This window comes from Actinomadura scrupuli (genome assembly GCF_050971785.1).
GTDB classification, from domain to species: Bacteria; Actinomycetota; Actinomycetes; order Streptosporangiales; family Streptosporangiaceae; genus Actinomadura_E; species Actinomadura_E scrupuli.
Map to the genome: position 1 here is coordinate 26372 of NZ_JBPCCU010000007.1, position 14717 is coordinate 41088.

Consider the following 14717-nt stretch of genomic DNA (forward strand, 5'->3'; position numbering starts at 1 on the left):
GCGCGTCACATGATCTTGCGCCAGTCGACGACGGCGGGGATGAGGTCGCGGACGGCGGCGAGCAGGCCGAGGCGGTTGGCCCGGATCGCCGGATCCTCGGCCATGACCAGGACCTCGTCGAAGTAGGTGTCGATGGGCTCGGCCAGCGGCAGCGCGTTCTCGATGAACGCCGGCAGGGTCGGCATGGCGAGCCCCAGCGCCGCCTTGGTCCGCGCGTACGCCCGGTGCAGCGCCAGCTCGGCCTCCTCGTCGAACAGCTCCGCCTTGTAGACCGGCGGCGTCCCCTCGGGCACGATGCGCAGGACCCGCTGGAGCGCGGTGGTGAGCCGCTGGAACCGCACCTCGCCGAGCAGCGACTCCAGGTCGTGGGCGGCCTGGACGGCGTACGCGGGCCGGTCGGCGGACGGCAGGACGGCCCGGACCACCCGGACGGGGTGCCCCTCGTCCAGCAGCGCCTGCTCGAACCGGCGCAGCACGAACTCGTCCGCCTCCTCCAGCGACTCGCCGCTCGCGGTGACCGGCTGGTGCCGGGCGGCGGCCACCAGCCCGCCGCGCACGGTGATGCCCCCGAGCCGCGGATGGGTGCGCAGGATCGCGATGACGCCGAGCGCGGCCCGGCGCAGCCCGTACGGGTCCGAGCTGCCGGTGGGGACGGCCCCGATGCCGAAGAGCCCGGCCAGCAGGTCCAGCCGGTCGGCGAGCGCGAGCAGCGCCCCGGCGTAGGTGACGGGCAGCGCGTCGCCGGCCGAGCGCGGCAGCTCCATCTCGTAGAGCGCCTCCGCGACGTCCTCGGGCTCCCCGGCGCGCAGGGCGTACTCCCGGGCCATCGTGCCGGCCAGGCCGGACAGCTCGATCACCATGCTGGAGGCGAGGTCGAACTTGGCGAGTTCCCCGGCGCGGGCCAGCACCGGCCGTTCCTCCTCCGGCACCCCGATGTGGTCGGCGAGCTCCATCGCGATCGCCCGGATCCGGCCGGCCCGGTCGGCCATCGAGCCGAGCCGGTCCTCGAAGGTGAGCTTCTCCAGCCTGCCCGCGAACTCGTCGGGTGTCGTGCCGAGGTCCTGGACGTAGAAGAACGACGCGTCCTCGAAGCGGGCGCGCAGCACCGCCTCGTTGCCGGCCCGTACGGCATCGTGGTCGCAGGCGCCGTTGGCCACGGCGACGAAGAACGGCAGCAGCCGCTCGTCGGGCTCCCGCCCCGGCACGACCGGCCCGGCCGGCCCGCCGCGCGCCACCGTGCGCACGGGCAGGTAGCGCTGGTGCTTCTTCATCACCGTGGTGAGGATGCGGGCCGGCAGCTCGAGGTACTTCGGGTCGAACGAGCCGAGGATCGCGACCGGCTGCTCCACCAGGTCGGTGACCTCGTCGATGACCGCGCGCTCCTCCTCCGCGTCGATCACCCCGCCCGCCTCCGCCGCGAGCTCCGCGGCGGCGGCCATGATCCGCTCCCGGCGCAGCGCGCCGTCCGGCTCGATCCCGGCGGCCCGCAGCGTGGCCGGGAACTCCACCGCGGACGCGACGGGGAGCACCGGCTCGGGGCTCGTCCGCCGCACCCGGGTCAGCCGCCCGCTGACCAGGCCGGACACCTCGAACGGGATGACCTGGTCGCCGAGCAGGGCGGCGATCCAGCGGATCGGCCTGGCGTAGGAGAGCTCGGGCGCGTTCCACCGCATGTTCTTGCCCGCGCGGAGCCCGGTGACGATCCCGGGCAGCAGGCCGGCGAGCACCTCGGCGGCGGGCCGGCCGGGCACCTGCCGCACGTGACCGACGTACTCGGTCCCGTTGACGGTGATCGTCTGGAGCTCGCCGACGGAGATCCCCCGGCCCCGGGCGAACCCCTCCGCGGCCTTCGTGGGCCTGCCTGCGGCGTCGTAGGCCGCCGTCAGCCGGGGGCCGCGCACGGTCTCCCGCGCGTCGTCCTCCCGGGGCTCGACCTCGTCGACCAGGGCGAGGATCCGGCGGGGCGAGGTCAGCACCCGGAGCTCGCCGTGCCGCAGCCGGGTCTCCCGCAGCCGATCGGCCAGCGCGTCCCGGACGACCCCGGCGGCCCGGGCCACCTCCCCCGGCGGCAGTTCCTCCACGCCGATCTCGAACGCCAGCGGGGCGGGCCGCTCCGCCGGCGGCAGGGCGGGCGGCGCCTCGGTCGCGGGCTCGGGAGCCGCGGCGGAGGACACCGCGGCGTTGCCGAGCGGGAGGCCGAGCTCCTCCCGGCGGGCCACCCACAGCAGGGCCACCTCGTGCGCCAGGGCGCGCATGCGGGCGAAGGCGCGGGCGCGTTCGGTGGCGCCGACGGCGCCCCGGGCGTCCAGCACGTTGAAGGCGTGCGAGCACTTGAGGACGTAGGAGTGGGCCGGCACCGGCAGCCGGGCCTCGATCATCCGCCGCGCCTCGGACTCGTAGGCCGCCAGCAGCGCCCGGTTGGTCTCGATGGAGGCGTCGTCAAGGTAGTAGCGGCTCATCTCGTACTCCGCCTGGCCGAACGCCTCTCCGTAGGACAGGCCCGGGGCGTAGGCGATGTCCTTGAAATGGGAGACGCCCTGGAGCGCCATGATGATGCGCTCCATCCCGTAGGTGATCTCGACCGACACCGGGTCGAGGGCCAGCCCGCCGGACTGCTGGAAGTAGGTGAACTGGGTGATCTCCAGCCCGTCCAGCCAGACCTCCCAGCCGAGACCCCACGCGCCCAGCGCCGGCGAGGCCCAGTCGTCCTCGACGAACCGCACGTCGTGCGCGGTCAGGTCGATGCCGAGCGCCGCGAGGCTGCCGAGGTAGCGGTCCTGGGCGTCGCCGGGCTCGGGTTTGAGGATCACCTGGAACTGGGTGTGGGTCTGCAGCCGGTTCGGGTTGTGGCCGTACCGGGAGTCGTCGGGCCGGACGCTCGGCTCCGGGTAGGCCACCCGCCAGGGTTCGGGACCGAGCACCCGCAGCGCCGTCGCGGGATTGAGCGTGCCCGCGCCGACCTCGGTGTTCATCGGCGCCGTGATGACGCAGCCCTGGCCGGCCCAGTAATCGGTCAGCCTGATCAGGGCGTCCTGCATGGTCAGCATCGTTCTCCCCCTCGTGTAGGGGACAGGTTTCCGTGCCGGAGCGCCTCGGTCCAGCCTATTGCGCGGGTCAGACCGGCTGGGCGAACAGCAGCACCGCCACGAGGGTGCCGGCGAGCATGAAGGGGCCGAACGGGATGCTGCTCTTGCGGGTCGCCTTCCCGCTGACCAGCAGGGCGACCGAGTAGAGGCCGGCGAGCAGGAACATGCCCAGCACCCCGAGGATCCAGGCCTCGAGCCCCAGCCAGCCGAGATAGAGGCCGAGCACCCCGGACAGCTTCACGTCGCCCAGGCCGATCTGGGTCGGCGCGATCGCCCACTGCAGGGCGTAGAGGAGCCAGAGCGCGGCCATGCCGATCAGCGCGTGGGCGTAACGGGTGCCGCCCTGGTCGGTGAAGGGCGCGGCGAGCCCGAGCAGCGCCGCCCCGGCGGCGTACGAGGGCAGCGTGAGCGGGTCCGGCAGCCGCTTGAGCGCCACGTCGATGAAGGTCAGCAGCACGCCGACCGCGCCGAGGTAGCCGAACGCCGGCAGGTCGGGGCGCAGGCCGATCCGCCAGCCCAGCACGGCGAGCACGGCGAGCGCCGCCAGGGCGACCGGGACGGGCCGGCCGGTGACCGGGCCGGCCCAGTCGTGCCGCGCCCGTGCCGGGGGATCGCCCTCCAGGATCGGCTCGCTCACGGGGCGAACCCTACCGGCGGACGACCCCGATCTCGACGCCTCCGACGGTCCGCCCGCGCAGCATCCCGGCGAGCCGGTCGGCCACCCGCTGGACGGTCGCCCGCTCGTCGAGGTCCTCGGCGACGGCGAAGCGGATGGACAGCTCCGCGCCGGTGCCCTTGGTCACCTGGACACCGGTGACGCCGTCCTCGGAGGCGAACGCCGCCTCGATCGCGGCCAGCACCTCGGGGTCCTCGTGCGGCGGCGGGATCGGCCTGCCCTCGGCGAGCAGGTGCAGCCGGAAGCCGTCGACGGCGAACGGCACCGGGCCCGCGACGTCGACCACCAGGGCGTGCGCCTGCTCGTCGAGCGCCGCCTGGCAGGCCTGCCGCGCGTGCACGGCGACCGGCCGGGCGTCGGGCCGCCACCGGGCCAGCGACTCCAGCGAGGTGAAGCCCAGCACCCCGCGGCGGCCGTCGTCGCCGATGAGCGTGGGCAGCGCCATCTCGCTCTCCTTCTCGCGGCGCGGCTCGCCGGGCGCCACCTCGGCCTCCTCGGTGAGCACAGCCACGACCGGGATGAGCAGCCGGGCTCCGTAGAGCTCCTCGATCACGGTGTGCTCGCCGACGCGCCCGGCGGCGTACCCGAGGAGGGCCTCGCTCAGCCGGGGGTCGGCCCTGCCGTCGTCGTCGGGGAACTGGGGCTGGGGAATGGACGCTCCGTGCACGGCTGTGAGGGTATAACCATTCACGGGTACTCAGGGTGCTTGTTCGCACACTGACCGTCAGCCCGGGCGCCCTTCGCCGGCCGCTCCGCCGCCCGTACGTCAGCCCAGGTCGGCGATGGCGGCCACCGTGCCGCCGCCGGAAGGGCCCTGGTGGACGGCGGCGACGGACACGAAGACCGCCGGATCTCCGGTGACCGACGCGGTGACCCCGCCGACGCAGGCCTTGATCTGCCGGTGCCAGTGCACGTCGGAGTCGTCGAGCATGATGTTGCGCCGGCCGCGGACGGAGCCGCTGGGGTCGGCCTCGCACTTGAGGAAGACGTTGACCAGCCGGTCGCCGAGATCGCTGGGGTGCGGGCGCTCGGGCAGCTCCAGCCCGGTGCCGCGGATGGCGGCCCAGATGCCGTCGGCGTCGAGCGCGTCGCGCATCACGCCGTGCCCGGCGCGGTACCGGCCGCCGATGCCCCGGACGTTGCCCACCACGACGATCTGCGCCCGGTCCAGCTCCACACCCGACGAGCAGGACGCGACGCTGGAGTACAGCGAGAGGTCCTTGTGGATCTGCCCGGCCGCGGGCATCTCGATCTCGCCCAGCGCCACGGCGATCCCGAGGGCGGTGGTGGAGTTGGAGATGTCCATGGACTTCAGCGTGTCCTCGGTGACCACGTCGTGGCCCCGGCGCTTGGCGTCGTTGATCGTGTCCAGGGTGAGCAGCGGGGTCTTGGTCTGCACGTAGTGCACGTCGGCGGGGTCGTCGATCCCGGCGATCTTCATCGCTTCGCGGACCCCCGCGGCGACCGTCTCCACCATGGCGGGCCGGCCGATGTCCTCGGGCGCGATGATGTCGCTCATCGCCACGCCGACCGACACCCGGGGCTCGCTGGACGCCGGGGCCTTCGCCGGGTCGACCGTCGCGAAGATGGTGGCGTGCGGGCTGAGCACCCCGTCGGTGCCGCCGGACCACACCAGCGGCACCTGCCCGACCTCCTGCGGGCTGCGCGTCCCCTTGGCGAGCAGCACCTCGCGGAAGGCCCGATCGGCGAGGATCCGGGTGTAGTCGTTGACTCCGCCGTTGCCCTCGGTCTTGCCGACGACGGCGAGCACGCGGTCGGCCTCGATCACGCCCTCGTCGATCAGCCGGGCGAGCCCCGAGGCATCGGTGACACTCTCGATGGGCACCTTGCGGACTTCGATCGGATCGGGCATATGCCTAGCCTTCCTCTGCTTGCTCTGCTTGTTCGATGACGGTGCCGGCCTCGCCGTGCACCGCGTCGGCGATGTGGGCGAGCGAGGTGATCACGGCCCGGTGGCCGCCCGCCTCGACGAACCGCACCGCGGCCTCGACCTTGGGTCCCATGCTTCCTCCGGCGAACTCGCCCGCACCGGCGAGGACCCGCAGCTCCGCCGGCGTGACACGGCCCAGCGGCCGGGCCCGCTCGGAGCCGTACCCCACCATCACGTGCGCGATGTCGGTGGCGATGACCAGCGTGCTCGCGCCGATCAGGCGGGCCAGCAACTGGGCCCCGAGGTCCTTGTCGATGACGGCCTCGACGCCGCTCAGGGCCCCGTCCCGCCGCACCACCGGCACCCCGCCGCCGCCGGCCGCCACCACGACGTGGCCGGCGGCCATCAGCACGTCGACCGCCGCGGCGTCGAGGATCTCCAGCGGCTCGGGCGAGGCCACGACCCGCCGCCAGCCCCGTGCGCCGAAGGACGTCCAGCTCTCCCCGAGGTCCATGCACCGCCGCGCCTCGTCCTGCGGGAAGTACCGGCCGATCGGCTTGGTCGGCTCGGTGAACGCGGGATCGCCCGCGTCCACCAGGGTGCGGGTGACGACGGTCGTCGCGGGCCGTTCCACCCCGCGCCGGGCGAGCGCCCGGCCGAGCGCGTTCATGATGAGCACGCCGATGGTGGCCTGGGTCTGCGCGCCGCACCAGTCCAGCGGCACCGGCGGGACGACGTGGGCCGCGAGCTGCTGCTTGATCAGGATGTTGCCGACCTGGGGTCCGTTGCCGTGGGTGAGCGCCACCTCGGCGCCCGCGGCGATCAGGTCGGCGACCAGCTCCATCGCGCCCTCGACCGCCGTCGCCTGGGCCTGCGGCGTCGCGCTGCCGTCCGGCGCCGTCATGGCGTTGCCGCCCAGCGCCACCAGCACCCGCTTGCCCGTCAGTTGGCTCACGCCGCGACGTTACCCTCCGTACGGCTCGCGCTCATTGGCAGAACTCGCCTATCCCTGGGCGGTGTCCCTGTGTGATCCGGTGGAGCCGCCGCCGCGCGCGTGCTCCCGGGCGGCGTGGTCAGGCCAGGGCGCGCAGCCGCTCCACGGCCTCGTCGATGACCGCGTCGCGCTTGCAGAACGCGAACCGGACGAACGGCCGGCCCGCCTCGGTGTGGTCGTAGAAGACCTGGCTGGGCACCGCGACCACCCCGGCCCGGCCCGGCAGCGCGCGGGCCAGCTCGGCCCCGTCGGTGAAGCCCAGCGGCCGGATGTCGGCCTGCACGAAGTAGGTTCCCTGCGGCCGGTAGGCGGTGAACCCCGCCGCCTCCAGGCCGGTGATCAGCCGGTCCCGTTTGGTCTCCAGGGACTTGCGGAGCCCCTCGACCCAGGGCAGCTCGTCCCGCAGCGCGTACGCGACCGCCCGCTGGTACGGGGCGGCGGCGGTGTAGGTGAGGAACTGCTTCACCGTCTGCACGGCCCGGACGTACGGGGCCGGAGCGGTGACCCAGCCGACCTTCCAGCCGGTCGCGGAGAAGCTCTTGCCGGACGAGGACAGGGCGACGGTGCGCTCGCGCATCCCGGGCAGAGTGGCCAGCGGGACGTGCTCGGCGTCGTCGAAGGTGAGGTACTCGTAGACCTCGTCGGTGATCGCGACGAGGTCGTGGTCGCGGCAGAGGGCCGCGATGGTCTCCAGCTCCGCGCGGGTGAAGACGGTGCCGGTGGGGTTGTGCGGGGAGTTGACCAGGATCAGCCGGGTGCGCGGCCCGACGGCGGCGCGCAGCTCGTCCGGGTCGAAGGTGAAACGGCCCTCGGCGGGCCGCAGCGTCACCGGCTTCCGCACCGCCCCGGCCAGCGCGATCATGGCGGCGTACGAGTCGTAGTAGGGCTCGAAGACGATGACCTCGTCGCCCGGCCCGGCCAGCGCGAGCAGCGAGGCGGCGATCCCCTCGGTGGCGCCGACCGTGACCAGGACCTCGGTGGCCGGATCGTAGGACAGCCCGTAGCGCTCCCGGCGCTGCGCCGCGATCGCCTCGCGCAGCTCCGGCACGCCGGGCCCCGGGGGGTACTGGTTGGCGCCGCCGCGGATGGCCTCGACGGCCGCTTCCAGCATCGCGGGCGGCCCGTCGGTGTCGGGGAAGCCCTGACCGAGGTTGATCGCCCCGGTCCGTACGGCCAGCGCGGTCATCTCCGCGAAGATCGTGGTGCCGAAGCCCTGCATACGTTCGACCAGCGGTTCGCTCACGGGCTCAAGAGTACGGGGGACGCGGCCGGCACCCGGGATCGGGAGCGGCCACGGCGAGCGGCCGCCCGGCCGGGTTGAGGTAGGTGGCGTACAGCACGACCGGGACGGCGCCGAGGTTGCGGCCCAGATGGACCTCACCCGCTCCGTTCGGCTCGACCAGGGCCTGACCGGCGCGGTAGGCGCGGGCCGAGCAGTCGGACTCGTAGCGGGTGAGCGTGCCGGACGCGACGACGGCGACCAGCCGGCCGGGGTGGTAGTGCCAGCCGGTCGACCCGCCGGGCCGGATGGTGATCGTCCTGACCACGAACTCCGCCGGTCCGTCGATCCGGATGCTGACCGGGTCCGTGGTCGTGCCCTGGGCCAGGGTCGTGGCCGACGCCCCGGGCGGCTCCGCCCGGCCCGCTCCGGGGACGCACCACAGCACCAGCAGGCATCCGGCCCCGATCATCGCTCGCCGCATCGTCGTCCTCTCCTCCGCCGCCTCGCCCCATACGACCACGGAGAGGGCTAGAGCGGCGACACAGGGTCACCGGCGGGCATGGGTCGCCCGGCCCGCCGCCGGCGGGGGAGGATGGACCTGAGACCTCTGGCGAAGGAGTGCCCACCATGCGCGTCGCGTTGTGTCAGATCCCGGTCGGCGACGACCCCAAGGAGAACCTGCAGCGGATCCGCGACGCGCTGGCCGCGACCGGCGACGCGGATCTGGCGGTCTTCCCCGAGGCGGCGCAGGTGCGGTTCGGCAACGACCTCGCCGCGCTCGCGGAGCCCCTGGACGGCCCCTTCGTCACCGCCCTGCGCGAGGGGGCCCGGGAGCACGGCACCGCGCTGATCGCCGGGGTCTTCGAACCCGCCGGCGACGGCCGCGTCCACAACACCTCGGTGGCCATCGACGCCGCCGGTGAGCTGGTCGGCTCGTACCGGAAGATCCATCTTTTCGACGCCTACGCGTTCCTCGAGTCGGAGGTGGTGGCGCCCGGCGCGGATCCGGTGGTCGTCGAGCTCGCCGGCACCAGGGTCGGCCTGGTCACCTGCTACGACGTGCGGTTCCCCGAGCTGTTCCGGGCCCTCGTCGACCAGGGCGCCGAGGTCATCGTGATCATCGCCGCCTGGGCGCAGGGGGTGTTCAAGGAGGAGCACTGGACCACGCTGGTGCGGGCCCGCGCCATCGAGAACACCATCTGGACGGTGGCGGTGGACAAGGCGCCGGACCTCTCGAGCCCGCCGTCGGGCGGCCGGACCGGCGTGGGGCGCAGCCTGCTGGTCGACCCGATGGGCGTGGTGCACGCCGACCTCGGCCCGTTCCCGGCCGTACGGGTCGGCGCGATCGACCAGGACGTCACCGCGCGGGTGCGCGAGATCCTGCCGAGCCTGGCGCACCGCCGTCTCGGCCCCGGCACCTCCGGCTGATCCGCCCGGGGCTCCCTCGGCGCGGCAGCGCCCCGGGCCCTCCGGCCCGTGCGGCCGGCTCCGCCGCGGCCCGGCGCGTTTCCGGGCCGCCGCGGCCTCAGCCGGTGAAGGCGTCCCGGATCTGGGCGGCGGTCAGAAGCTGTCCGTAGACGGCCGTCCCGGGCTGGTGCAGCCGGCCGCCCTCGCCGAGCGGCCCGGCGTCGACGGCGTCGAACCCGATCTGGTCGATCAGGCCGGCCACCTCCCGCTTGGCGTCCGCGTCGTCCCCCGAGATTGGTATGCCGAGGCGGCCCGCCTCCCCGGCCGGGCGGCCCGCATGGCCGAGCTTCACGTAGTAGATCGCGTTGAACGCCTTGACCACGTGGGCGCCGTGCAGATGGGCCTGCAGCAGCTCGCTGGAGGTCGTGCGGTCCTCGTCGAGCTCCTCGAAGTCGCCGTCCCGCACCGGGTAGTAGTTGTTGGTGTCGATCACGGTCTTCCCTGCCATCCCCTCGACCGGGACCTCTCGGTAGCGGCCGAACGGTACCGACACCACCACGACGTCGCCGAACTCCGCGGCCTCCTGGGCGGTCACCGCGCGGCCCCGCTCCCCCAGCTCCGCCTCCAGGTCCCGCAGCGTGTCGGGGCCGCGCGAATTGCTGACCGCCACGTCATGGCCCGCACGGGCGAACAGCCGCGCGAGCGTCCCGCCAATGCTCCCGGCTCCGATCAGCCCGATCTTCATGGTCGTCTCCCTGCTGCGGTGGCGTCCGGCGATTCCGTCCCAGCATTGCGCGTCATCGGACTTCTGCCCGGAAAATGGGAGGCATGAGCGAGATTCCCGAGGATCCCTTTCACCGCCGGCTGCACCACATCGTCCCCGCGGGCATGGCCGCCGGGACCGCCCAGACGCCCGGGATGTCGCGCAGGGCCGCGATCAGCGGGGCCACGGTCGGGTCCCGCGCGCTGTGGATGGGCCAGACGCACGTGGCACCGGGCGCCACTTCCGGCGATCACCATCACGGGGCCTCGGAGACCGCGATCTACGTGGTCAGCGGCACCCCGTCGTTCGTCTTCCTCGACCTTGAGGGGGACGAGCCCCGGGAGACCCGCATCGACACCCGCCCCGGGGACTACGTCTTCGTGCCGCCCTTCGTCCCGCACCGGGAGGAGAACCCCGACCCCGAGATCGAGGCGGTCGTGGTGATCGCCCGCAGCACCCAGGAGGCCATCGTGGTCAATCTCCCTGACCTGCGCTGGGAGCGATGACCGGCACCGTGCCGTGCTGGGCCGCCGCGCCGATCGTGCCGGGCAGCAGCGTCAGCACCCGGTGGAAGCTGCGGGCCAGCCATCTCCGGCCGCCCGCCGCCAGCAGCAGCCGGTCCAGTGCCCCGATGCGCAGCACCGTGGCGGTCAGCGCCACCCGCGACCGCTCGCCGGCCGCGTCGATGGTCCAGTGTACGTGGGCGACCGTCCGCCGGCCGATCGCGGCGGTGCCGCCCACGCCGCGCGCGGGGTGCAGGCAGGTGATCGTGGTCTCGACGGTCCGGCGGATGCCCAGCGGCCCGCGGATCACGATCTTGGCGCCGAGGCGGTCCTCGGCGAGGGACTCCAGCCGGAACCGGCGGCCGCCCATGCTCCGGTGGTTGGGCAGCCGGGAGAGGAAGCCGTACACCGTCTCCGCGGGGACGTCCATGAGCATCCCCGAGGTCACCGGGGGCACGGCCGTCATCCCGGGCCCGGCCGGGCACCGCATGGCCCGCAGGCCCGGTCCGCGCATTCGCCGCACATGTCTCCAACGTAAGGGTGGCCGCCTCCGGCGCTCACCATGATCTCACGCGCCGGGCGTACGATTCCGTACGGGGCTTTGAGCGAGCGCTTGGTCAGCAGAGGACGACGGGGCACCGCGGCCGGGCGCGAGCGGCGGCCGGCGTCCCCGCCGGGCGGCTCCCGGAGCCCCACGCGAGGAGGGCACGGCAGGATGCTGCGTTTCAATGATCAGGTCGTCCTGGTGGCCGGTGGCGGCAGCGGCATCGGGGCCGCCACGGCCCGCCGGCTGGCCGCCGAGGGCGCCCGCGTCGTCGTCGGCGACATCGACCTCGGCAACGCCGAGCGGGTCGTGGCCGGGATCGGCGCCGCGGGCGGGCGGGCGGCCCCGGCGCACTACGACCAGAGCGACGAGTCCTCGGTGGCCGCGCTCGTCAGCACCGTGGTGGGACTCTACGGCCGGATCGACGGGCTGCACGCCAACGCCGCCGACCTGAGCGTCATCGGCGCCGACACCGACGCGGTGGAGGTGCCGATGGAGGTCTTCCAGCGCACCATCGACGTCGACCTCCGCGGCTACCTCCTGCTGACCAGGCACACCGTGCCGGTGATGCTCGAGCAGGGCGGGGGCGCGATCGTCTACACCTCCTCCGGCGCCGCGTTCGTCGGCGAGCGGGAGCGGGTCAGCTATGGAATCGCCAAGGCCGGTGTCAACGCGCTGATGCGTCATACGGCATCCAAATGGGGCAAGAAGGGCATTCGCGCCAACGCTCTCGCCCCCGGCCTGGTCCTCACCGCGGAGGTGCGCGCGAGCCTGCCGGAGGACTTCCGCGCCACCGTGCTGAAGATGCAGCGCAGCCCGCGCCTGGGCGATCCCGACGACGTCGCGGCCGCCGCCGCCTACCTGCTGTCCGCCGACGCGGAATGGGTGACCGGCCAGGTGCTCAGCGTCGACGGCGGCGCGACCATGCGCTGATCGGAGCGTGGCCGGGAGCCGGTGGGCGGGCGCCGCCGGTCGAGAACGTGCGAGGCTGTAGGCAGGTACGACCGAGCAGGAGGTCCGCATGGCTGAGGAAACACCGGAGCCCGAGGGTTCCGAGGACGAGGTGAAGCGCAAGTTCCGCGAGGCCCTGGAACGCAAGCGCGGTCCGCAGGGCGACAAGAACACCGGCGCTCCGGGCAAGGACTCCTCCAAGGTCCGCGGTGTGCACGGGCCGGTCGGCGGCCAGCGTTCCTTCCGCCGCAAGAGCGGCTGACCTCACCGGTGCCCGGCCGCCGGTGCGGCCGCGGCGCCACCGCCCGGACCGGGCCGATCGGCGCGCTCGTCGCCTCCCCTCCCGGGGAGGCGGCGACGCTCGTTCCGCCGTGGATCACAACGAGCCGACGGGAACGGATTTCCTTGGTCAAAGTGCGAGAATGGGCGGATGGTCGGCGTCTGCTTCCACTCCCCCGGTGGGGACGCTGAGCCACGGAACCCGAACAGCCGGGAGTGGAGCCAGGAGTGACACCCGAGGAGTCGCGCATCCTCGCCGTCCTCGGCTGGGAGCTGTACATGGCGAGCCCGGGCACCCCCCTCGCCGAACGCATGCGCAGGCCCCAGCCCGGTGACATCGTCATGGAGATCTCCAGCTTCGGCCGCGGATGGGACCCCAACCGCATCGGGCGGCTGGTGCGCATCGAGGGCCGCTCGCCCGACGAGCACTACATCGTGGCCCCGCTGCACGACCCCGACCAGCAGTGGGGCTGGCGGCACTCGGAGTTCATCGCGCTGCCGACGGAGCAGGCGCAGAAGTGGCTGTCGGGCGACAACACCCCGGTGCGCTCCCGGTTCCAGCCGCTCGCCGACTACCTGAAGCAGGACGGCCGCGAGCGGATCGAGATCTCCTTCAGCGAGATCGAGTCCGCGATGGGCGGTGCTCACCTGCCGCCGTCGGCGCGCAACCCGCGGCTGGCCCGCTGGTGGGAGAACGACTCCGCCAACGCCCAGGCCATCGCCTGGATGACCGCCGGCTACCAGGTCGAGGCGGTCGACATCCCCGGTGAGCGGGTGCGCTTCCGCGCGCACAGCCGCTACGACCAGTGATCCCGGCCGGCGCTCAGGGCGTGCCCAGCCGGCGGTAGCGGTCCTGCCGGGCCACCCGGCGGGCCTCGTCCCCGGCCGCCAGCAGGCCGATGAGCTCGCCCTCCAGCAGGGCGGCGACGCGGGCACAGAACGCGGCCGGCTCGTCGGCGGCGTCGGGGCGCTCCGGAACGATCACGTCGACGATCCCGTCGCGCAGCAGGTCCGCCGAGCGCACGCCCTGGGCCTCGGCCAGCTCGGCGGCGTGGTCGACGGTCCGGTGCACGATCACCGAGGCGCCCTCGGGCGGCAGCGGGGACAGCCAGGCGTGCCGGGCGCACAGCACCCGGTCGGCGGGCAGCAGCGCCAGCGCCGCTCCCCCGGCGCCCTCGCCGAGCAGCGCGCACACCGTCGGCGTCGGCAGCGTGATGAGCTCGGCCAGGCAGCGGGCGATCTCCCCGGCGAGCCCGCGTTCCTCCGCCTCCGCCGACAGCATCGCGCCCGGGGTGTCCACGACGGTCACCAGGGGCAGTCCCAGCCCCGCGGCCAGCCCCAGGCCGCGCCGGGCGACCCGGAGCCCGGCCGGGCCGAGCGGGTGCCCGGCGCGCTGGCTGCGGCGGTCCTGGCCGACGACCACGCAAGGGGCGGAGCCGAAGGTCGCCAGGGCCAGCAGCACCCCCGGGTCCGCCTCGCCCTCACCGGTGCCCGACAGCGGCGTCACGTTCCCCGCGCCGTGGCGGAGCAGCTCCCGGACGCCTGGCCGGTCGTCCCGCCGGGAACGCCGGATCGACTCCCAGGCGGGCACCTCGGCGAGATCGTCCCGCTCCCGCCGCGCCGTCCGCCCCGCCGCCGTGGCGACGAGCCCCGTACGCGGCCGGCAGAGCACGTCGAGGGCCCGGGCCGCCACCTCGCCGATCTCGCCGGACCCGACGACGGCGTCGACCAGCCCCTTGGCGTACAGGTTCTCGGCGGTCTGCACGTCCGGAGGGAACGGCTCCCCGTGCAGTGCCTCGTGGACCCGGGGGCCGAGGAATCCGATCAGCGCGCCCGGCTCCGCCACGGTGACGTGGCCGAGCGAACCCCAGGAGGCCAGCACCCCGCCGGTCGTGGGATGCCGCAGGTAGACCAGGTAGGGCAGCCCCGCCGCCTTGTGCCGCATCACCGCGGCGGCGATACGGGCCATCTGGACGAACGCGGCCGTGCCCTCCAGCATCCGGGTGCCGCCGGACGAGGTCGCGGCCAGCAGCGGCAGGCCCTCGGCGGTCGCGCGCTCGACGGCGCGCACCAGCCGCTCCGCGGTCGCCACGCCGATCGACCCGGCCAGGAAGGAGAACTCGCACGCGACGACGGCCACCCGCCGGCCGCGCAACGTCCCCGAGCCGGTGATCACCGCCTCGTCGTATCCGGACAGCTCCCGGGCCCGGGACAGCGCCGCGGCGTACGGCGAGCCCGCCGGCGCGGGATCGGCCGGCGGGACGTCCCAGCACGTCCAGCTGCCCTCGTCCAGCACCCGCGCGACCAGCGCCCGCGCGTCCACCCGCCTCCCGCTCACCGTCGCCTCCCACCCGGTCCTCTCCTCCCCCTCTCCCCCTCCCTCCGTGATCATGCAATCGTT

15 protein-coding genes are annotated in these 14717 nt (G+C 74.1%); 5 read left to right on the forward strand and 10 right to left on the reverse strand.

Annotated elements, in window-relative coordinates:
- Positions 1-5 precede the first annotated feature (5 nt).
- From ACRYCC_RS28475 to ACRYCC_RS28505, 7 genes are all read right to left on the reverse strand, one after another.
- A complete protein-coding gene (locus tag ACRYCC_RS28475; RefSeq protein WP_433816788.1) occupies positions 6-3047 on the reverse strand; it encodes a glycine--tRNA ligase in 3042 nt (1013 codons plus the stop codon).
- Positions 3048-3114: 67 nt separating this feature from the next.
- Positions 3115-3723 (reverse strand): prepilin peptidase, encoded by a 609-nt coding sequence (locus ACRYCC_RS28480; RefSeq protein ID WP_433816789.1) that lies wholly within the window; start codon positions 3721-3723, stop codon positions 3115-3117.
- A 10-nt stretch (positions 3724-3733) separates the two neighbouring features.
- Positions 3734-4429, reverse strand: coding sequence for an SseB family protein (locus ACRYCC_RS28485; RefSeq protein ID WP_433816790.1), 696 nt, complete (start codon positions 4427-4429; stop codon positions 3734-3736).
- Between the two features lie 99 nt (positions 4430-4528).
- Positions 4529-5635, reverse strand: a complete 1107-nt coding sequence (bar, locus tag ACRYCC_RS28490; protein WP_433816791.1) for a barbiturase — start codon at positions 5633-5635, stop codon at positions 4529-4531.
- A 4-nt stretch (positions 5636-5639) separates the two neighbouring features.
- The gene (locus ACRYCC_RS28495) at positions 5640-6608 is read right to left on the reverse strand and encodes a carbamate kinase (RefSeq protein WP_433816792.1); all 969 of its coding nucleotides are present in this window, start codon (positions 6606-6608) and stop codon (positions 5640-5642) included.
- Between the two features lie 118 nt (positions 6609-6726).
- Positions 6727-7890, reverse strand: coding sequence for a pyridoxal phosphate-dependent aminotransferase (locus ACRYCC_RS28500; protein WP_433816793.1), 1164 nt, complete (start codon positions 7888-7890; stop codon positions 6727-6729).
- Positions 7891-7894: 4 nt separating this feature from the next.
- Entirely contained in the window at positions 7895-8350 is a 456-nt protein-coding gene (locus ACRYCC_RS28505; RefSeq protein WP_433816794.1) for a cupin domain-containing protein, read from the reverse strand.
- Positions 8351-8496: 146 nt separating this feature from the next.
- Between ACRYCC_RS28505 and ACRYCC_RS28510 the strand changes: the two genes are divergently transcribed.
- On the forward strand, positions 8497-9297 hold the full coding sequence (locus ACRYCC_RS28510) for a carbon-nitrogen hydrolase family protein (protein ID WP_433816795.1): 801 nt from the start codon (positions 8497-8499) through the stop codon (positions 9295-9297).
- Positions 9298-9394: 97 nt separating this feature from the next.
- On the opposite strand, the gene ACRYCC_RS28515 is transcribed toward ACRYCC_RS28510, so the two are convergent.
- Complete coding sequence (locus ACRYCC_RS28515; protein WP_433816796.1) at positions 9395-10021, reverse strand: NADPH-dependent F420 reductase; 627 nt, start codon at positions 10019-10021, stop codon at positions 9395-9397.
- An 83-nt stretch (positions 10022-10104) separates the two neighbouring features.
- Here ACRYCC_RS28515 and ACRYCC_RS28520 point away from each other — a divergent pair, with 83 nt between their 5' ends.
- Entirely contained in the window at positions 10105-10545 is a 441-nt protein-coding gene (locus ACRYCC_RS28520; protein ID WP_433816797.1) for a cupin domain-containing protein, read from the forward strand.
- Here ACRYCC_RS28520 and ACRYCC_RS28525 read toward each other — a convergent pair.
- A complete protein-coding gene (locus ACRYCC_RS28525; protein WP_433816798.1) occupies positions 10514-11056 on the reverse strand; it encodes a hypothetical protein in 543 nt (180 codons plus the stop codon). The genes ACRYCC_RS28520 and ACRYCC_RS28525 overlap by 32 nt on opposite strands.
- Positions 11057-11257: 201 nt before the next feature.
- Here ACRYCC_RS28525 and ACRYCC_RS28530 point away from each other — a divergent pair, with 201 nt between their 5' ends.
- The 3 genes from ACRYCC_RS28530 to ACRYCC_RS28540 all read left to right on the forward strand — a co-directional run bounded on the left by ACRYCC_RS28530 (position 11258) and on the right by ACRYCC_RS28540 (position 13126).
- On the forward strand, positions 11258-12019 hold the full coding sequence (locus ACRYCC_RS28530) for an SDR family NAD(P)-dependent oxidoreductase (RefSeq protein WP_433816799.1): 762 nt from the start codon (positions 11258-11260) through the stop codon (positions 12017-12019).
- 88 nt (positions 12020-12107) lie between these two features.
- Entirely contained in the window at positions 12108-12299 is a 192-nt protein-coding gene (locus ACRYCC_RS28535) for a DUF5302 domain-containing protein (protein ID WP_433816800.1), read from the forward strand.
- Positions 12300-12544: 245 nt separating this feature from the next.
- Complete coding sequence (locus ACRYCC_RS28540; protein WP_433816801.1) at positions 12545-13126, forward strand: DUF7662 domain-containing protein; 582 nt, start codon at positions 12545-12547, stop codon at positions 13124-13126.
- A gap of 13 nt (positions 13127-13139) precedes the next feature.
- On the opposite strand, the gene ACRYCC_RS28545 is transcribed toward ACRYCC_RS28540, so the two are convergent.
- On the reverse strand, positions 13140-14654 hold the full coding sequence (locus ACRYCC_RS28545; protein WP_433816802.1) for a carboxyl transferase domain-containing protein: 1515 nt from the start codon (positions 14652-14654) through the stop codon (positions 13140-13142).
- Positions 14655-14717 lie beyond the last annotated feature (63 nt).